The sequence below is a fragment of the Psychrobacter sp. Ps7 genome, from assembly GCF_022129225.1.
Lineage (GTDB): Bacteria > Pseudomonadota > Gammaproteobacteria > Pseudomonadales > Moraxellaceae > Psychrobacter > Psychrobacter immobilis_A.
In genome coordinates this window covers 1-20253 of the sequence record NZ_JADQAH010000008.1, presented here as the reverse complement: position 1 = coordinate 20253, position 20253 = coordinate 1, and the positions used below count along the sequence as shown (strand labels likewise).

Here is a 20253-nt window from a genome sequence, read left to right as displayed (position 1 = left end):
GGTTTTAAACTTTTTTATTCAAGCTCTTTTTTAATAAATGATCGAATATAAACGGACCAAGGGGCAAAAAGGATCCGAGTACCCCTGCTGGCATCGCCCAAAGCGGCATTTTGATTTTGGTGGTGGCTATCAACAGCATTAAAATATACGCAATGAACAAGCCGCCATGAGCCATCCCTATGTAGGTGACCGCTTCTGCAATACCCATCATATATTTTAGCGGCATGGCGATGCAAAGTAATAATAAGAAGGACGTACCTTCTAAATAACCCATGATCGTAAGAATCTTTAATACAGAGTTCTGATCTTTTGTGAGATGAGGTGTTTCTGTGATAGTTGTCTGAGCCTGCGACACTATATCTTCCTTTTGTTTTATAATAAATAAGGTAAGGGTTTTTCAATATCGCTATGATACTGGCTTTGTTCAATGCTTTGAAGTATTAATTTTACCAACCCTTAATAGAGATCAGTAACGAAACTAAATGACTCTTGATGTTAGTGACTCTAAGGCTGCTGATCTCGTTTTAACTGTGAAAAAATATATGACTGCTTACTCCCTTTCTTGTCTTTACTCTTTTCGTCGCTGTCCTTATGCCATGCGCGCGCGTCTTGGCCTGTTGTTTGCCGATTTGCCAGTAGAGCTACGGGAGATCACCTTAAAAAACAAACCTGCGAAAATGCTAGCGATTAGCCCAAAAGGCACCGTGCCAGTTTTACAGCTCGCTGATGGTGTTGTGATTGAAGAGAGTCGGGACATAATGGAGTGGGCGCTTGAACAGCAAGATCCACAAGAGCTGTTGAACCCTAAGACTTTGCATCAAGGTAATACGTTAATTGAGCAAAACGATCAGGAGTTTAAGCATTGGTTAGATCGCTATAAATATGCTGACCGTTATCTTGAAATGACTCAAACAGAATATCGGCAAAAAGGTGAAGCATTTCTACAGATTTTAGAAGCACTGCTTACTAAAAATACTTATTTGCTAGGAGACAGTGTGACCATTGCCGATATCGGTATTATGCCATTTGTCCGCCAATTTGCTCATGTAGATCGCGACGTTTTTTACAGTTTGCCTTATCCTAAACTGCAAATATGGCTAAAAAACTGGCTAGCGCATCCATTATTCATACAAGCCATGACCAAGTTTCAACCTTGGCAAGATGGCGATGAGCCATTGATTTTCCCTTCTTAGCAAAAGTAGCTCATTCATTGCTTTGTAAATATTTCATCAATCTATTTTAGATATGTCTAGCAAGAATCCACGCGTCATTAAACAATTCCTAATAATGAGGGAGCTGTTTACCCTCACTATCTTGATAGACCTCAACAGTACTATTCTCAAAATAAATATCAATCTATGGTGGTTTGATAGCCGCTTTTCATAACCTTTATATCAAAAGGGTTGAATGCCTATTGTGTACACTTGTACTCCTAGGTTAGAATGAACATAAGTGTATCATTATATAAATATTCTTGAGTGACCTCAATTACGAATTGATTGGCATGGTTGTGAAAGTAACTTTTATACGAGTGTGAATATAAGAGTGGGCAAACAACGAATCCACGTGCTAATTATAGTGACGCCGATGGCTTTGCTTTTTATATGCGATAACCACTTAATTCATCCCTAATCCCAACATTTACGAAGGACTGTTTGAAATGTTAAAAAGTGCCATTAAAGAGACTGAATTAGAAAAAATCGATATCATATTAGTAAAAAATATTTTAGAGATTGGTATTCAAGATGATTATGCTGACAAGATAGCGGCTGATTATATCGAGACGTTAGCCCGCGCAAAAAGTGATAAAAACAGTCTCTTATATAAATCATCTAAGGTAAAAGAGTGCTATAGACAGTCGGATCTGCATAAATCTATCAACCGTATTATTTATAAGATCGAGCCTTTAAGGGTTGCTATTATGCGTGAAGGCCTAGCATTGCAGCAGGCAGTGGCTGAAGGCAATAAGGAGATAGCAGATGAGATTATTAAGGTTGTCGTTAGAATGAAGCTAGAAAAAAGTAAACTTGAGAAAAATCTTGGCGCACTTATGGGTAACGTAAAAAAGCTTCAGCTCGCTAGCTAATAAAATAACAACAAAGCAAGGCCATGCTTGAAAATGGCGTCAGCCTTTTTGAGCTACGTAGCCAAGCTGCGTCTGGTGTACACGCTGACCATCTAGGAGCGTTCAGATCGTCAAAAGCCAGTCTTCACGCGAAAACCTTTGCGGTAGATGGAAAGCGCATTTTTATTGGCTCGTTCAATTTTGACCCCCGTTCGGCTGCTCTCAATACTGAAATGGGTTTAATGATCCACAGTGAACAGATGGCACAGAAACTGCACAAAGCATTTGACGAGGGCATAGTTGGTCTTACTTGGCGAGTAGAGCAGCGTAATGGAAGGCTTGTCTGGATCGATTCCTATACTGGATCGATGAGCGTCTCGGAGCCTGGACAAAGTGCCCTGCGTAACATTATCTTAACGATAGTAGGGTGGTTACCAGTTGAGTGGCTTTTGTAGCTATAGAAAATAGTACTATATATGATGAGCAGTACTATATAGGATTATCAGCTATAATATCCAATATCTGGCACATTCATTCAGTAATGTGATAAATATAAAAAATTGGCTAATGCTATGTCTGTCATAGTGCTTGGAATGTTTTTACGTTCTTTTAATTAACAAAAGCAGCGGTGCTACAACTATTAATAATTATTTTTACTATTTTTTAAGATGATTTGTTAGCGTCTCTATCCTGCTTGTTTTTAATCGTTTATGCTCAGGTACTTTACAAATACTCACTAAGATATCTAAAAAACAATTAAGGGAAATTTATGCATATCACTGCTAATTTCGATGCTGGTAATATTGATGTTATTAATTTAGAAGATAAAAAAAATATCCAATTGGCTATTCGTCCGGACGTCGGTGGCGAGTTTTTTCAGTGGTTTAATTTTCGCCTGACAGGTCAGGTTGGCGAGCAATATGTGCTCAATATTATGAATGCAGGGGATGCGGCATTCCCTGCAGGGTGGGAGAATTACCAAGCGGTGGCGTCGTACGATCGCGACTATTGGTTTCGTCTGCCAACCTCTTATAAAGGCGGCAAACTAACCATAACGGCAGAGTTGGAATGTGAAACCATTCAAATTGCGTTTTTTGCCCCTTACAGTGATGAGCGTCATCAAGATTTATTAGCAGCGGTGCAAATGCATCCATTAGTGACGTTAGAGCATTTAGGGGAGACCCTTGATAAGCGCGACTTAACCTTAGTTAAAATTAGTGATGGCGCTAGCAATAGCGATGCGCCTAAACGCAATATTTGGATTACGGCACGTCAACATCCTGGTGAAACGATGGCTGAATGGTTGGTCGATGGACTACTGCATAGCCTGTTAGATGGTGATAATGCCACGGGTAAATTATTATTAGATAAAGCTAACTTTTACATCGTGCCCAATATGAACCCAGATGGCAGCGTGCGCGGGCATCTGCGTACTAATGCAGTTGGGACTAACCTAAACCGTGCTTGGTCAAATCCAAGTTTGGAAACCAGCCCAGAAGTCTTTCATGTCATTAATAAAATGGAAGAGACGGGTGTTGACCTGTTTTATGATGTACACGGTGATGAAGAAATACCTTTTGTGTTCCTTGCTGGCTCGCAGGGTACACCAAATTATAGTGACCGCCTCGCACGTCTACGCGATAGATTCTCAGAAGTGTTAAAGATCGCCAGTGCCGACTTTCAGATGGAAGAGGGCTATGACGTTGATGCACCGGGTACTGCGAACATGACGCTTGCCACTCACTGGGTTGCCGAACGTTTTGACTGCCTTGCCAATACCTTGGAGATGCCATTTATAGACAACAATAATGTCCCCGATGCGGATACGGGTTGGTCACCAGAGCGCTCTATGAAATTAGGGGAAGCCTCATTAGTGGCTATGTTGGCGGTCGTGGATGATTTACGTGAGTGAATCATTTAGGTGGATTGTTTGGGTTATGAAATCAGTCCATCCACTCAAGGGTTACTTGTTCAACACTCTCTATGCCATTCCAAATTTCCTTAGATACGCCATCAGGTTGATCTGCTGCCAGACCTTGCGAGTGCCATAACGGCACTTGCAATCCTACCAGACGCGCTCACTCTTATCGATATAACAATCGTTATACTCACTGTGCAGTGAGCGTTTGGGTGGGCGAATTTTGCTCATAACGCTCTTTTCCCATCAAACTATCCCAGATTATTTTGCTTATCTAAGACAGCCCTGAAGATTAAATATCCTTTAATATAAATATACAGGTATGTTAGCTTTGTGCTTTAATAAATGACAGTTGTCATTTATGAGCATGGTTAATGTAAGTGGCATAGTAAGTGACATAGATAGCCTTGATTTTATCGACGATTAGTTTTTGGACTTATGGATCGAGCTATGAATAAAGTATTTAAAAAGATTTGGAGTCAATCACTAGGTTGTATAGTGGTGGTATCTGAAAATGCTAAGAGCGCTGGTAAGACCAGCGGCACGACTGGCACTATCGCCCAAATAGCTCGCTCAAATGACTATAAGATGTTGACCCTAAAAGGGCTTGCCTTCAGTATCGCAGCGATCAGTGGTTCGACAGTGTGGGCAGGCGTGGTATGCGTAACGGATCCTGTTTCTGGAGGAAGTACGGCAAGAGGTGCAATTGCACTAGCCTGTGGAATAAATAATGCAGCAGGCGGTATTAATAGTAGTGCCTTAGGTATTGACAATAAAGCTTCAAATGAAGCGACTAGTGCGCTAGGTTATGCAAATGAAGCAACAGGTAACTCTAGCAATGCAGTGGGGTTTTTCAATAAGTCCTCGGGTAGTTATAGCAGTGCGGTTGGTTATACTAATGCAGCATCAGGTGATTATAGTAGTGCGTTAGGCGCTAATAATGAAGCTTCAGTTGAGTACAGTAGTGCCGTTGGTTATAACAATACCGCATCGCGTATCAATAGCAGTGCGATAGGATCTAATAATATCGCCTCAGAGGGTTATAGTAGTGCATTTGGTTATAACAACACGGCATCGAACATAAATAGCAGTGCAATTGGCTATAAAAATACCGCCTCGAATGTAAATAGCAGTGCCGTCGGTTATAATAATACAGCATCAGGTGAAGACAGTAGTGCCATCGGTTTTGAAAATACATCAGAGGGTGACTACAGTGTTGCAGTTGGTTATCAGAATACCGCATCAGGTACAGACAGCAGCGTGTTTGGCAGTAATAGCCAAGCAACTGCGACAGGCGCAACCGCCATCGGTAGTTTCTCCATTGCAGATGAAAGAGATACGATTTCAGTTGGTAGCAAGGGTTTCGAAAAACGTATCACTAACGTGGCAGATGCAACAAATGATACAGATGCGGTAAATAAACGATATACCGACGACAAAGCAACCGAGACTTTAACTGCCTCCAAAGGCTATACCGACGACAAAGCAACCGAGACTTTGACTGCATCGAAAGGTTATACCGACGACAAAGCAACCGAGACTTTGACCGCCTCCAAAGGTTATACCGACGGCAAAGCAACCGAGACTTTAACCGCATCGAAAGGCTACACCGATGGCAAAGCCACCGAGACTCTAGCATTGTCACAAAGTTATACAAATGATCAGGTGCTAATCGTTAAACAGGACATTGCTGCACAGCATAAATACCTAAGCATCAATGGTGGTACGTCTGCAGAAGCGATTGCTAGTGGAGACAACGCAATGGCTTTAGGCGCTAACGCGGCGGCGCAGGGCAAGCAATCTATTGCAATGGGAGATGGTGCTCAAGCAATCGGCGAGCAAGCTATCAGCATTGGCACTGGTAATAAAGTGACTGGAAATCATTCAGGTGCGATTGGCGATCCAAGTACGGTCAGTGGCAATAACAGCTATAGTATGGGCAATAATAATACCGTGTCTGGCGACAATACTTTTGTGCTCGGTAATAATGTCAATACTACTGCAAAAAACGCCGTGGTACTCGGCAATGACTCTAGCTCTAACCGTGAAAACACAGTGTCGGTTGGTTCGGATCTTAACCAGCGTCAGATTATCAATGTTGCTAATGGTACCGCTGATAATGACGCAGTCAATGTCAGTCAGTTACAAGACGCAAAAACAAGCGCTATCGAAACCTCGAACACTTATACTGATACTAAATTTAATGCTCTAAATGACTCTATTCACAATTATCTGCAAGACAATGGACAGCGTTTTAAGGAAATTGATGATCGTTTTGATCGTCAAGGTGCGATGAGTGCTGCGATGTTAAACATGGCAACCAGCACGTCAGGTCTACAAGGTAAGAACCGTATAGGCGTGGGCGCAGGTTTTCAGGGTTCTGAGCAAGCGGTTTCCTTAGGATATCAGCGTGTCATTAATCCCAATACCAGCTTTAGTCTCGGTGGTGCTTTCACAAAAGATGAGAACTCTGGTGGCATGGGTATGGGCTTTAGCTGGTAAGCATTGAGTAAACCAAAAGCCAGAAAAAGGACATTAATTTGTCCTTTTTTTCTAGGATGTGTCCTCCGTTTAAAAGTGGTGATAAAAATGAGATAAAGGGTAGTCAAACAAGGAAAGTACCGCAAATAATATCCAGATATTGATAAGTTATTTGACTATGTTTAGCAAAATTTAGCCATTTTTTAATCTATTTAGAGAATAATCGATTGGATTGAGGACACGCACTAGTTAAAAAATGCTAAAGCGGTATAAAAAATGATGACATCAGAAGCGATGTTTTTTTGAGTTCAGAAAGTGTGAACAGAAGGAAATTAAGAAGCAAACGTACTAAATGATGTTAACTCAACTAAAAGTAAGTTTTGTTTTTGGCTAAAGCACGTTAGCCATTAGGCTTGGTAGCTATCTTGGGGTGAAGTCTGACATTTAGTTTTTATAATAGGATGCTGATCTATGCTGAAGAAACCATAAATTCACCCTGCGTAAGTAAAATATTTATTCGCTTATTTGTACCAGTACCAGTAAAATGCGAGACTGTTTTCTACACGAGTTTATGAGTAACCAATGATACGTTTAACTGAAATTAAATTGCCATTAAATCATGCACCTGCAGATCTAACGACGGCTATAACGACAAAACTTAAAATCTCTGCTGAGCAAATGGCGTCATTTGTGATGTTTAAACGTGGTTATGATGCTCGTAATAAAAGAAATATCCAATTAATTTATACGCTAGACATTACACTGACCGACTCGGATTTGACCAATGATTTACTGGTTCAATTTGAGTCAGATAACCATGTCAAAGCAACACCAGACACCAGCTACAAATATGTAGGTGAGGCGCCAAAAGATTTAACTGAGCGTCCTGTTGTTATTGGTTTTGGACCTTGTGGTTTATTAGCAGGACTCACCCTTGCTCAAATGGGTTTTAAACCCATTATCATTGAACGTGGTAATGAAGTCAGACAACGCACCAAAGACACCTTTGGTTTTTGGCGTCAGCGTAAATTAAACACAGAATCTAACGTACAATTCGGTGAAGGCGGAGCGGGTACCTTCTCTGACGGAAAACTGTATAGCCAAGTAAAAGATCCAAATCATTATGGCCGTAAAGTCATGACTGAATTTGTAAAAGCTGGTGCACCAGATGAGATTTTATTTGTCAGTAAACCGCACATAGGTACTTATAAATTAGTCACCATGGTAGAAAAAATGCGTGCCGAGATCATAGAGCTTGGTGGGGAAGTTCGTTTTGCTACCCGCGTAGACGACTTGCACATCACTGACTCAAAAGTAACAGGCGTGACACTTAATACTGGCGAAACCTTAAAAACTAGCCATGTTATTCTTGCTGTTGGTCATAGCGCTCGTGACACCTTCCAAATGATTCATGATAAAGGCGTGTATATTGAAGCAAAACCTTTTTCGATTGGCTTTAGGATTGAACATAAACAGTCAACCATAGACCAAGCACGCTTTGGTGACAATGCTGGAAACGAAATACTTGGCGCTGCGGATTACAAACTGGTTCATCATTGTAAAAATGGTCGTTCTGTTTATAGCTTTTGTATGTGTCCAGGTGGAACCGTGGTTGCCGCAGCATCAGAAGAAGGCCGTGTTGTCACTAACGGCATGAGCCAATATTCAAGAAATGAGCGTAACGCCAACAGTGCTATTGTGGTAGGCATCGACCCAGAGCGAGATTACCCAAACCATCCTCTTGCTGGTATCGAATTACAAAGACAACTAGAAACTTTAGCGTTTGAATTAGGCGGCAAAGACTACAGTGCACCAGCGCAAACCATTGGTGATTTCTTAAAAGGCAAACCAGACTCAGAATTGGGCGATGTAAAACCGTCTTACACACCGGGCATTACCTTAACCGACTTAAGCAAAGCGTTACCTGACTTTGCCGTGGATGCCATACGTGAAGCCATTCCAGCGTTTAATAGAAAAATCAAAGGATTTTCATCTGATGATGGCTTATTAACTGGCGTAGAAACCAGAACATCGTCACCAATCAGTATTAAACGTAATAAAGAATTCCAAAGCATTAACACCAAAGGCTTATTCCCAGCAGGCGAGGGTGCTGGCTACGCAGGTGGCATATTATCAGCAGGAATTGATGGCATTAAAGTGGCAGAAGCCGTGGCAAAATCGATGTTGAACCTAGAGTAAGAGCGGCTCTAAACGGTAAGCAAATCCTAATATTAAAACGCCTACCTAGATAAAAATATGCGATCGAAAAAGCCTTTCAAGCTATTAAGTATAAAGCTTGAAAGGCTTTTTTGTGTTTTGCAGGTATGCTGTATGAAAATGTATCGTAAGTTATGCAATGTTATGATGCGATATGCTAATATATTAAAAAACCCCGCAACTGGTAGGTTGTGAGGTCTTTTGATTACTTTTGACAATGTTTGTTGGTGCGCCCACAGGGACTCGAACCCCGATCGATCGCTTAGGAGGCAACTGCTCTATCCTGTTGAGCTATAGGCGCATTTTGGAATAACATTGTAGGAAAAATCGCTCATAAAAGCAATCAACAAAATATAAAGATTTTATCATTACTTGCCATTACTCAAGGCGTCAGCGACATTCACAGTGTTGGCATTTGCTGCTTCTTGTGCACGTGATGTTGGATTAAACAAGTCATTTACACTGTTTTTATAACCTTCGATATTATAATAATCGTACTTTTCTAATATATCTTGTCCGGTACTCGAAAGTAAAAAATTACGGAAGTTAATAGCAGCAGTATTCTCTGTCAAAATAATCCCTTCAAGCGCTTGCTTGCCTCTCAGTGCATAGCTGAAAGAATTTAGGGTACGTGCCTCTGCATTGTCAGTCTCAATGGCACCAGTCTCAGCAGTATCTACTTTTTTATCATCAGTATTGCTGATATTTTCTTTGTCTTGGTTTATTTTATTTTGAGCCGCTTTTAGCTCTGCTTGTAACGGTGTCAGACGGTCTACAGATAGACTGTCGTTAGCGATGATCATGTCTATATCAGCGCCTAATTCTGAGCGTTTATCATGGTTAGGATTGGCGTTTGATAATGTTAAGAGGTCGCTGGCGGGTACATAACTTGGCACAACCTGCACATGAGGATAACGAGATTCGAAGCTAACGATGATATCGTCCAAGGGTGCTTGTAAATCCTCTTCTGCCTTTATATACAGCGTACTGTCGGTGAGGGTATTTACCTCGTCTTGAGTGGTGGCTGACGACTCATTTGCATTTGCCATGATCGGTAGGGGATCTATATTTTTACGGTTACTGCTCCATAACCACGTAAAGATTGCAATAAAGATTATCAGCAGCAGTAAAATTAGTCCAGCCAGTAGCAGCTTGTAGTCTCTCATATGTTACTGCTCTTCTCTTAATGGGTTTGTGTCAAGTTTACATAAAATGCGGTGAGTGACGTATTATTTTTAAAGCTGTTGGTGCAACACTTCATCTGCTAAGTCCGCCAGCATATCTGCAAAAACATCGGTTTCTGAATCAGGTAAAAGTTTTTTCTCGCTAGTATTCTTATGACTAATTGTACTATTTTGATTGGATAGCACAGGTTGATCGTTTGAAGGGGAGGTAACATCATTGTCAATGGCTTTTATTTGGTGTGCAGCCAATGGCGATTCGCCCATCGTAAGCTTGTCTTTAAGCCATTCAAAACCATGGGCTTCCCACCATGCTTCAAAGCGTGGCAGTGTGCTCCCACGCACCGCGACAGGCAGATTCAATGTTCGCAGTTTTTGTGCAAGTATGGGGTCGTTAATGGCTTGATGGATGCTCAAATAAAGCGAGCGACTATCATCAGTATAGGGCTGTCTGTTTTGCCACGATCTGTCGTCAATTTTCATACGTGGCAATTGCCACAATTCACCGCGATAGTATACAACATATAGACGTCGTTTAGGATGAACGAAAATGGCATCAATGGGACGCAAGGGCATAGTATTAAGTTATTCCGTTAAAAAAGGGTTATGGACATAAAAATTACAGCAATTGATCTGACAGCAGCACTGACTTCTCTATTCATAAATATGAGACTTATCAATGCGACACTATCTGTCGTAAGATATTATAATAGTGGCACATATACTAGTAAACGATAGCTATCGATGGCACACTAATCAGCAGCCTATTTTATGATTGTTATAAATAATCACTGATGATGCAATGATAGTTAATCATTGTTGTCATTTGCATCATGTTTATGACAGCCATGCTATCAGAAATACATTGTAGTAACGACCGCGAAACATAGATTGGTGAGTATCCTTCGTGGTATTCCTTAGCAGCCACCAATATACATTAGAAAGTTAACGCAAATGCTATTCCATTTCAGGCATTCACGACCGTCTACATCACACTATCACTCATATTATAACTTCAATCAGATTATCCTCTATGTTTACCATTATTCAATCGCACCGTACCGAAAACCTTGTTGATCAACTGCTTGTGCAATATCAGTCTAAGGATCAACCTGTTTTTGAGCCTTTTATTGTCATTGTGCCCTCAATGGTATTGGGCGATTGGTTGGACAAAACCATTGCTAGCCGTGCTGGTATTAGTACGTTGGTACGTACTAAGTTTTGGGGTCAGTACCAGTGGACGCTCATGCAGGATGTATTAACCTGCCATAACGCGTATTTGTTAGAGCAGAATCCAGAAGCGGCAACCCTAAATGTGCCAGAAGTGGCGGTGTTGTCACCAACGGTGATGCAGTGGCGATTGTTTGGGTATTTGACCTACTATCAAGAGGCGATTGTTGCAGATGAAAAACATCCGGTTAATCCATTACTAGCATCTTTGATTGATGAGCTGCAGGTAGATACTCATCAAGACAATGTGCGACAGGACATTATAAAGGACAAGTCACAACAAGACGCCCGTATCTGGCAGCTGGCAAGCGATTTGGCAAGAGTGTTTAACCGATACTTAACACACCGTGAGGATTGGCTGGCGCTATGGTCGCACAATAAACCACTGAATGTAGATGAATTGATCGCAGATAAAGATGCATTGTCATTGCGTTTTGATAAATATGCGCGCGGCACGCCTGAATGGTTGGTTGAGCATTATGTTGAGTTAGAGGCTGCGCAACGATTTTTGTGGTCGCATTTGTTTGCTGACGTTCATCTACACCGTGTGGCACTTGAAGACGTCTTCTGGTCGGCTTTGAAAGATAATAAGGCGAATGAGCGTGTTCAGTTGCCCAAAGTACTGCGCATTTTTACCATTCAGCAACTGCCACAGACCGAGCTTGATTTTTTACAGCGCTTGTCAAAATACATGAATATCACGCTATTGCATTATAACCCATCAAAGCTGTTTTGGGCAGATATCGTCGATAAATCATGGTTACAGCGCCAACAGATTATTAACCCTGAGAGTGTGTTTTTGCGTGATTATGGTCATAGCTTGCTATCATGTTTGGGCAAACAGTCGCGCGATGCTTTTGCGATGCTTGCCAATCTTTCAGGTAATGAGCAATACGACGATGCACTGGTTGAATGGCAAGATAATTTTGATAGTGGTGCAGATGAGAGTATTTATGATGATTTCAGTGCTCAAGATGCACAACATAGCCCAAGTTTATTACGACGTTTGCAGAACGATGTGCTGATGCTTGATGAGCAATCGACCCAGCAAGCAACGGCTGCTACGGTCTCGCAAGCAGTGAGTCAGCAGATAGCGCCAAGCCTCGATGAGGATAAGCAAGCAACGGCTTGGTATGACGATGAGGCGTTGGAGAAGAAGCGCTTTGAGAAAGACCGTTTTTGGGCAATCTCTTCGCAAGACAATAGCCTAAGCATTCACTCATGTCATAGTTTGCAGCGTCAACTTGAAGTGCTGCGTATCATGATTGGTCGTTGGCTAAATGAGCCTATCAAATCTGGTGAGAAAAAACGCCACATATCCGATATTGTTGTGTTGCTACCCGATGTTGAGCGTCATCATGCACTGATTGGCTCTATCTTTGTCAGTGGCAGAGGTCAAGATGGTCTGACTTTGCCTGCTAAGGTAACTGGTGTTGTCGATGCCGATATTCGTCAGTTATGGGAAGCGATTATTGGTTTTTATAAATTATTAGGCAGCCATAGCGCCCGTTTTGAAGCAGCTGAAGTCTTAGACTGGTTGATGTTGCCGCCCTTGTTTGAAAGCTTTGGACTGACTCATGAGCAAATGAGCCGTGGCTGTGATTTATTGGTAGAGGCGGGCTTTATTCGCGGTTTTGACGAGCTGCATCTTAAGCAAACGTTGGATAGTAATGATTACGACTATCGCTTTAGCTTTGCTCAAGCGTTAGACAGATTGACCCTAGGTCTGGTCATGCCAGAAGCTGAGTTGAGTGATTGCTTATATGCTCTAAATGAAGATGAATGGCCAAGCACTGCGTTGCCAGAAATGACCTTACCGCTACCACAAGTGAGCCTAAATGATGCGTTGATTGTTGAAGCGCTTTGCCGCATTTATACTGGCTTGGTCGCACGTCGTGATGATCATACACAAAAAATGAAAGCGGAAGACTGGCTCGATCAGATTGAGACACAAGTTATCCATCGCTACTTTGGCGACGTGGACCAAACGCGTACCATGCGCGCTATTTACAACGCAATGAATGGCTTTAAATCGAGCTTGCGAGCCAATCGTCACTATAGACAGTACGCTAGTGGTGATATCGACAACAGAGAAGTAGAGCAAAGGCTGGCAGGTGTGGAGCAATTGCCGCTCAAGCTAAGCTTTATGCTAGACAGTATCGAAAACGAGCTTGAAAGTCAGCAAGTCAGTGCGGAACCGACAGGTGTGATTACCTTTGGTCGATTCGGTGCACTAAGAAACGTGCCTTTTGAGTTGGTGGTCATGCTAAATATGGATCTCTCAGAGTTCCCTGGGCGTGACCGTGATAACCGCTATGATTTGATGAAAGCGACTAATTCACGTCGCGGCGACAGAGTCAGTGAAGATGATGATAATGGCGCATTTTTAGATGCCATGCTGTGCGCACGTAGTGCTTGTTGGATGTTCTACAATGGTCAAAGCCTGACGGACACTCATGAGCACCTGCCAGCCAACCCAGTAAGCGAATTGCTACAGTTCTTGCAAGGTGAAGTGCAATGGCAGGTGAACTCGCTGGCGACATTACCTGAGAATATTGATCCCACCACCGAAAGTCTCAAGCGCTACTTACCAAAATTGATTAAGCAGTGGTTGGTGACTGAGCATCCTGCTCTGCCTTTTCATGAGAGTCTGTTTGAAACAGAAATTGAAGGTACGAATGTTTCTGAGCAAGCGTCTTCTGATATTGATGACAATGCTAATGCCAACATTAATATCAATGCTCAGGATTCCAGCCCTGTCAATACGATTGATGAGCTGGATGCTTTATTGAATACAGCCATGCGTAAAACTAAATTGGCTCAGAAAAAACAGTTTCCGCCTGCGCCGCTTTGGCAAGCTGTATTTAATACACTAAAGGGCAGAGTGTCTAGTGAGCAGGTACAGTTGGTTGGCTTGCCCACAAAGACACAGTACGAAGCAATGGCTCAAATACTTGGTCAAGGCTTGGGTCAGTTAGGTCAAGTAGACAATCAAACCTTGTCTGCATTGGTTGAACTGTTGGCATTAGAGGTCGTTGTTGATACTAGCAATATCAGTGATATGACTCAGGTGCTCACCCAAGCTTTATCTGATAGCGTATTTAATATTGGGGAGATAGATGTTGAAGGGGTATTGGCTTATCAAGTGCGCCATCCTGCCAAAGCGTTCTTACGGTCTCAGAAGGTGCATGTGGTGCAAGGTGAAGAAGCACTATCACATCAAGAGCCATTATTTTTAGACAGTTTGACTACCTATCAAATCAAAGATCATTTGATTAAGCAATTGGTCGCCGATGAGAATAAGGCCAATGGCGGTGATACAACTGCTGAAAGTTCCACTCCAATCCTGATGTATCAAAAAATTATGCCCGCTGGTGTCGCTCGCCAAACTACATTACCCAATCAACAAAAGAAACTACAACAACAATGCGTGGAATTTAAAGAGCAATTAATTGCAAATGGCTTTGATGAAAGCAGCATTCTTGATGAAGGTGGAGCAGACAGTGCCACAGTATTACAGCTATTGACGCCAACTGCCGAGCATCCTGTTCAGATAGAGCTAAACAATATACTGAGTAACATTGATAACGATTCAAAAGACCAGACAGGTATGGAAACACTGCTTAAGCTGTTGCCAAAAGTCATTAAGATCAAAGGCTCAGTACCTATATTAGCACCCATATCAATTATTCAGGCGGGCATGCCTTATGCTCAGCAATCACCCAAGCAGTGGTTAAATATATTGCCCAATTCTGCCAGTCCTAGGCATTTACTCAAGTTTTGGTTATCACATTTGTATTGGCAAGTGGCCAGACGTACCACTGCCGAGCAAGCGGCATTAAATGATGGCGTGAGTATTTGGCGCTTTAATAAGCCCAGCTCACAAGTCAAAAAATATGACAAAGTAATCGCATTTAAACTAAGCCCCATTGTCTATGAAGACGCTGTGATTGAGCTGATAAAATGGGCGATTTTTTCCAAGCTATCTGGGCAAGTGCCTATTACTTTATTGCCTGAATATGCACTCAATTATCTTGATAAGTACCTAAAAGCTGAAGAAAGTGAAGGCAGTAGTTATTGGCCAAAACGAGCAGACTTTTCAGATTGGTTACGGTCTGGCTATCATACAGACACAGTATATGATACTTGCTCGCAGCACGCCATTTGGCAGTACGTATTACGTGATCAAGATGCATTTAAAGCTTTGTTAGGGGCGTTGACCACCTTGGCGCGACCATTGTACGAGCCGATGTTTACTGCGTTAATTGACTTAGATGGCTAATTAGGGCGTGTCTTCAATTCACTCAATAGTCATCTAAATGGGCTAAAAATGGATAAATATTGCCAAACATCGTCAAATAGCTGGTTAATATCCCGATATTATCTACGCTATTTTTCTTGTTTGACGGCAATTTATCTCATTTTTATCGCCATTTTTGAAATGAAGACACGCCCTAGTCATTTAGAATAATCGATTTCTGCTCTCTTGATTTAATAAATAATAATTAAAAGTATGCGCCCATATGACAGACTTGACTGATCTAACCAATATCATTGAACTTTCTACACAGCCACATTTATTTGATGAATACTCAGATGAGCCTCACTCAGATCCTATGAGTGAGCGTAAGGCTGATGTGATACCAGCAGTTGATGTTGACCTAACGGGCAAGCACCTGATTGAAGCGTCTGCTGGTACTGGTAAAACTTGGACGCTAACAGGCATTGTATTGCGCCTGCTAATTGAAGCACGACGTGCGCCAGAGCAAATTATTGCTACTACCTTTACGCGAGCCGCTGCCGCTGAGATGCGTCAGCGTATTCATGATCGTTTGGTGGATTTTTATCAATTATTGCAGTGGGTCAACAGTTTAAGTGCTGACATCAGTAATAAGGAGGCTTTGTATCCCAATATATTGCAGGTGATGCCTGAAAGCGATAAGGATAAACAAGAGGGCAAACAATCAAGTACGGATTTAAATACTGAGATAGGCGCTGATGAGTTAAACCAAGACCTTGCTACTGATAAGCAAGCTGCTGCCACAAAGCGTGCGCAAGCAAAAAAAGACCGTGAAGACTGGTTGGTAGCACAGGCTAAATATGTGCGCTTGGATGGCATCATGCAAGATCCCATTAACCTGCATCTCATCGGTTATTTGCTGGATCACGTGTACAGCTATCCAATGACGGAAGCTATCAGGCGTACCGCACTGGTTTTAACCACGTTGGATAAACTGTTTGTGGGTACGCTCGATAGCTTGGCACAAAAATGGCTGAAGGAGTACAGTAGCGAGACAGGTCATCAGCAAGGTATGGCTATTATCGAAGAGAGCAGTATCGAGCAGGTGACAGATAGTATTATTCATGATGAGCTGCGTCAGTTTCAAAGCCGCTTGCATCATGAGCAGCCTAAACTGTATGCGCTTATGGATCAGCAAGGTAAGCTGACTGCCGTGAGTGATCATAAAAAATATGTGACTCGCTCGCTTAACTTTATTTCAGCACCGATTGATGAGATAAAGCTAGAGCAAGGTTTTGACTTTACTGCGTATGAGAAATTAATTTATGAGTTTGCCCAATTAGATTTAGCAGACATTCAGCCTTATTTAAACCCTGATTATAGAAAGTCTCAAGGATTTCGTGGAAATTCTAATTTAACCAATCATTTTGATGCTCTTGTAGATGTCCATCAAAAGGTAGCGCAATATCAGCTAGCATTTAACAGCCATTTGAACGAGCGTGAACATAAGATTCTGACATCTTTGCAGGATGCGAGATATCCAAATGAAGATGGCAAAATTAAAAACTTCAACAAAGATAGAGAAAAAGAGCATCAGACACTTTTTGAGCTAGAAACCATTAGTAAATTAATGGTGCTCTTAGATATGGTCGAAGGGTTAAATCAGCATATTTTATTGGTCTTAGCCAATCTTAATCGTCATGTCGTGTTGGCGGTACGTGACAGGCTACCCATTATTTTGGAAGAGCGTGGTGAGACGACCTTTAGCCTGCAAATGGTACGTCTAAACCAAGCATTAACTGGTCGTCAAGGAGAGAAGCTGGCACGTTATATTCGTCATCATTATCCAGTCGCTCTGATTGATGAATCACAAGATATCAATGGCGCGCAAGCCATTATGATTGAAAGTATCTATTTGCCAAAGAAAAAGGGCAAGGTTGCTGATAATGCTAAACAGTCAGCTACTAAAAAAGCCAGCCATGAATTTTTATTATTGGTTGGCGATCCCAAGCAGGCTATTTATGGGTTTCGTGGTGGCGATGTGGCCAACTATAACTACATGAAAGCTCAATTTGATAAAAGCACGCTTTGGACGCTCGATATTAACCGCCGCTCAAATGCTGGTGTGATTAATGCCCTAAACTGTTGGTTCGGCATGGCTGATGTAACCACTGGCGAGAACAAATTAGCTCAATTAGGCGCAGGTATTTATTACCAGCATATCAAAGCGGCAAAACCAGAAAATCAGCTGTCTTGGTTTAATGAACCAGACGCTCACAGCACTACTTTAGTGAATGAGGTGCTCTCTGCCCAGCCAGTGAGCGTCTTACACTTACCTTATGATAAAGACAAAGAGCTTGAGTACGATGAGCATGAAATCACAGCGCGTCATATTGCGACTTTGCTTAGTAGTGATCAGACGCTGAAAGGTAAACCGATCCAGCCCAGTGATATCGGCGTGCTGGCACGTACTAAGAAAGACTTAAAACGGGTTGAGGATGAGTTGGTTAAGCTTAATGTACCGACCTTGACTACCAGTGATGTCAGTATCTTTGAAACCATCATGGCAGAAGATGTGGCGGCGCTGCTGAGTGCCATGCTATATCCGTATCGTCATGACATGATTAATCGGGTGTTGACCAGTCATCTATATGGACTGAGTATTAAAAACATCAAAGCCATGATGACGGATCATGAGTCAGGAGTTACTGATAGCAGCAGTACCACAAGCGCCCATTCACACAACTCTAATTCGAAGGATACCTCAGTTAATGAGGCTACTGATAATAAAAAAAGTTATCAAGATTTTATTACTTATTTAAAAGAAGGCGCACAACGATGGCAGCACTTTGGCATCTTGTCGGCATTGCATTACTTGTTAGATAAAAATCCCATACAGCCGCAAGGCGTTTGGCAAGCGCTAGCGGCTCATCCAGAAGGCGATCGTCATATCATGGATTTGCGTCATGTGATGGATATCTTGGCACAGTATGGCCTAGGTATGGGTGAGCATGAGCTACTGGCTTGGTTTAGACAAAATATAGATGCAGCGCCCAATAGTGATTGGGCTAAGCAATATCCGCTACCGACAGAGTCTGGTGTACAGCTGATGACCATTCATAAGTCCAAAGGGCTCGAGTTTCCTATTGTCTATGTGCTGGGCATGGGATCTGCTAGTCACAAGGCAGGAGATCGTGAAAAATATGGGCTATATTTATATAGTGTTGACTCAGACATATATTCAACCGATGTAGATAAAGCTAATAGTAATCAACGTAGGTTTTCTCCTGTCAAAGGGACAGTACAAAATATCGATTATTATGCTGAATTAGAGACTGAAGAGAACCTTGATGAGAGAAAAAGATTAGCTTATGTCGCATTTACTCGAGCCAGTGAGCAACTGTATATCGTATTAAGTGATCCTAATAATTCTAAAGAAATGGAGCGTAAGCCTGTATTTAATTGGTTTGATATACAAAAACCTCAGCTAGCTGAGTATCAGTTACCTGATAGACTCAAAGGTACCATAGGCATGCTCAGAGGCCATAAGATTAATGAATTCTACGACAACAATTATGCCAACAAAGATGCTAAATTAACAAGCTTGACGAGTGACACCAAACTTGCCACTACCAAATCAAGTGCTCATAAGCTTGCCACAGAGACTATTGAGTACGCGCTTTTTTCAGAGGTCATGAAGACCAATTATTTTTATGGCTGGGCTAAGACCAGCTTTACCGCTTTGGCTCGTCAGCTCGATGAATCTACACAAGCAATGGCGATAGTGGATGAGCGTATTGATGATGCGATAGACATCGATATGACAGAGTCTTCAGTTTCAGATCTCCATTCACTTAATAGCAAAGAGTCTCTCGAAAAAGACAGTGAACTAAGCCTCAAGCTAGAAGATGATATCCGCTTTACCTTTGTTAAAGGTGCTAATGCGGGTACGTTTTTGCATGAGATATTTGAAAAAATTGATTTCAGCAATAAAGTGCAGTGGTCTCAGGTTATCGATAGAGCTATCAACAGCTATCAACTGCCTCTAGTTTATAGTAGCGCTGAGCAGCAAAGCCGTCGATCACAAGCGAAGAAGCAAGAGCAAGGCGATGACGGTTCATTTAATACTGGTTCACTTGATCTTGCTTCAATAGATGCTACCAAGCATGAGGCACTAATCAATTGGATTGAAGAGGTGCTACATGCGCCGCTATTGGCCTCCAATCAACCATTAAACTCTCTTAATGCAGGTCAGCGGTTTTCTGAGTTAGAGTTCAATATGGGGTTGTCAGAGAAATTTAAAGTACAGGATATCACTAAACTCTTCCAACAATATCTCCCTAATGAGATGGACAAACACGTCACTCTTATTCCGCAAAATAAAGCACATTTGTATCGTTATCTGCGTGGCGAAATTGACTTAGTGTACGAACATGCTGGCAAGTATTACGTTGTCGATTATAAAAGCAACTTTCTAGGAAATAGCCTAAGCGATTATAATGAAGATACACTTAAGCAAGCAATGTCCAAGGCAGGGTACTGGCTACAAGCAGCGATTTATCAAGTAGCTTTACATCGATTCCTTTCAATGAGAATACCTGATTATGCAGGCAATGAAGATAAGTATTTAGGCGCTGTGGAGTATGTTTTTTTACGAGGTGTGTATGATCCCAATTCTCAAATAGCTGATGATCTATCACAAGATGTTAAAGAGGCTGATAATAGCCACTCAATGCACAACGATCGCTATGGACTAGTGACTTGGGATATTCCAATCGATTTTATTAAAGGTTTGGATGCGTTGTTTGGCATACCCGACTAGTAGGCTATAAGTAATGATTAAATGCTAAAAAACATGATATCGATTAGGGCGTGTTGAACATTCATAATTTCAGCCAGATATAGGCACAAGCGAGAGCCA

At 41.9% G+C, this 20253-nt stretch carries 11 protein-coding genes and 1 tRNA gene; 8 read left to right on the top strand and 4 right to left on the bottom strand.

The genetic code is table 11. The features are described from left to right. Positions 1 to 4: 4 nt before the first annotated feature. Positions 5 to 355 (bottom strand): DUF3817 domain-containing protein, encoded by a 351-nt coding sequence (locus I3257_RS04570; RefSeq protein WP_227675982.1) that lies wholly within the window; start codon positions 353 to 355, stop codon positions 5 to 7. 187 nt (positions 356 to 542) lie between these two features. Here I3257_RS04570 and I3257_RS04565 point away from each other — a divergent pair, with 187 nt between their 5' ends. The 6 genes from I3257_RS04565 (at position 543) to I3257_RS04540 (ending at position 8663) form a co-directional block, all read left to right on the top strand. After that, a complete protein-coding gene (locus I3257_RS04565; RefSeq protein WP_238048957.1) occupies positions 543 to 1193 on the top strand; it encodes a glutathione S-transferase in 651 nt (216 codons plus the stop codon). A 467-nt stretch (positions 1194 to 1660) separates the two neighbouring features. Continuing rightward, positions 1661 to 2086, top strand: a complete 426-nt coding sequence (locus tag I3257_RS04560; RefSeq protein WP_238048956.1) for a hypothetical protein — start codon at positions 1661 to 1663, stop codon at positions 2084 to 2086. 23 nt (positions 2087 to 2109) lie between these two features. Continuing rightward, a complete protein-coding gene (locus I3257_RS04555) occupies positions 2110 to 2520 on the top strand; it encodes a phospholipase D-like domain-containing protein (RefSeq protein WP_238048955.1) in 411 nt (136 codons plus the stop codon). 314 nt (positions 2521 to 2834) lie between these two features. After that, positions 2835 to 3977: a M14-type cytosolic carboxypeptidase gene (locus tag I3257_RS04550; RefSeq protein ID WP_238048954.1), complete on the top strand. Its 1143-nt coding sequence runs from the start codon at positions 2835 to 2837 to the stop codon at positions 3975 to 3977. A gap of 456 nt (positions 3978 to 4433) precedes the next feature. Further along, positions 4434 to 6485, top strand: a complete 2052-nt coding sequence (locus I3257_RS04545; RefSeq protein ID WP_238048953.1) for an ESPR-type extended signal peptide-containing protein — start codon at positions 4434 to 4436, stop codon at positions 6483 to 6485. A 561-nt stretch (positions 6486 to 7046) separates the two neighbouring features. Next, entirely contained in the window at positions 7047 to 8663 is a 1617-nt protein-coding gene (locus I3257_RS04540) for an NAD(P)/FAD-dependent oxidoreductase (RefSeq protein WP_238048952.1), read from the top strand. A gap of 243 nt (positions 8664 to 8906) precedes the next feature. On the opposite strand, the gene I3257_RS04535 is transcribed toward I3257_RS04540, so the two are convergent. From I3257_RS04535 to I3257_RS04525, 3 genes are all read right to left on the bottom strand, one after another. Further along, positions 8907 to 8982, bottom strand: a tRNA-Arg gene (locus I3257_RS04535). 67 nt (positions 8983 to 9049) lie between these two features. Beyond that, positions 9050 to 9847, bottom strand: a complete 798-nt coding sequence (locus I3257_RS04530; RefSeq protein WP_238048951.1) for a hypothetical protein — start codon at positions 9845 to 9847, stop codon at positions 9050 to 9052. Positions 9848 to 9916: 69 nt separating this feature from the next. After that, entirely contained in the window at positions 9917 to 10438 is a 522-nt protein-coding gene (locus I3257_RS04525; protein WP_198330917.1) for a hypothetical protein, read from the bottom strand. 457 nt (positions 10439 to 10895) lie between these two features. Here I3257_RS04525 and I3257_RS04520 point away from each other — a divergent pair, with 457 nt between their 5' ends. Further along, positions 10896 to 15374: an exodeoxyribonuclease V subunit gamma gene (locus tag I3257_RS04520; RefSeq protein ID WP_238048950.1), complete on the top strand. Its 4479-nt coding sequence runs from the start codon at positions 10896 to 10898 to the stop codon at positions 15372 to 15374. Between the two features lie 241 nt (positions 15375 to 15615). Next, positions 15616 to 20154, top strand: a complete 4539-nt coding sequence (locus tag I3257_RS04515) for a UvrD-helicase domain-containing protein (protein WP_238048949.1) — start codon at positions 15616 to 15618, stop codon at positions 20152 to 20154. The last annotated feature ends 99 nt before the right edge of the window (positions 20155 to 20253 follow it).

Bases quoted from the DNA above. Each gene is read 5' to 3' on its own strand.
- I3257_RS04560 (WP_238048956.1), top strand. From the start codon at position 1,661: ATGTTAAAAAGTGCCATTAAAGAGACTGAATTAGAAAAAATCGATATC.
- I3257_RS04545 (WP_238048953.1), top strand. From the start codon at position 4,434: ATGAATAAAGTATTTAAAAAGATTTGGAGTCAATCACTAGGTTGTATA.
- I3257_RS04525 (WP_198330917.1), bottom strand. From the start codon at position 10,438: ATGCCCTTGCGTCCCATTGATGCCATTTTCGTTCATCCTAAACGACGT.
- I3257_RS04520 (WP_238048950.1), top strand. From the start codon at position 10,896: ATGTTTACCATTATTCAATCGCACCGTACCGAAAACCTTGTTGATCAA.
- I3257_RS04550 (WP_238048954.1), top strand. From the start codon at position 2,835: ATGCATATCACTGCTAATTTCGATGCTGGTAATATTGATGTTATTAAT.
- I3257_RS04515 (WP_238048949.1), top strand. From the start codon at position 15,616: ATGACAGACTTGACTGATCTAACCAATATCATTGAACTTTCTACACAG.
- I3257_RS04565 (WP_238048957.1), top strand. From the start codon at position 543: ATGACTGCTTACTCCCTTTCTTGTCTTTACTCTTTTCGTCGCTGTCCT.
- I3257_RS04530 (WP_238048951.1), bottom strand. From the start codon at position 9,847: ATGAGAGACTACAAGCTGCTACTGGCTGGACTAATTTTACTGCTGCTG.
- I3257_RS04555 (WP_238048955.1), top strand. From the start codon at position 2,110: ATGCTTGAAAATGGCGTCAGCCTTTTTGAGCTACGTAGCCAAGCTGCG.
- I3257_RS04540 (WP_238048952.1), top strand. From the start codon at position 7,047: ATGATACGTTTAACTGAAATTAAATTGCCATTAAATCATGCACCTGCA.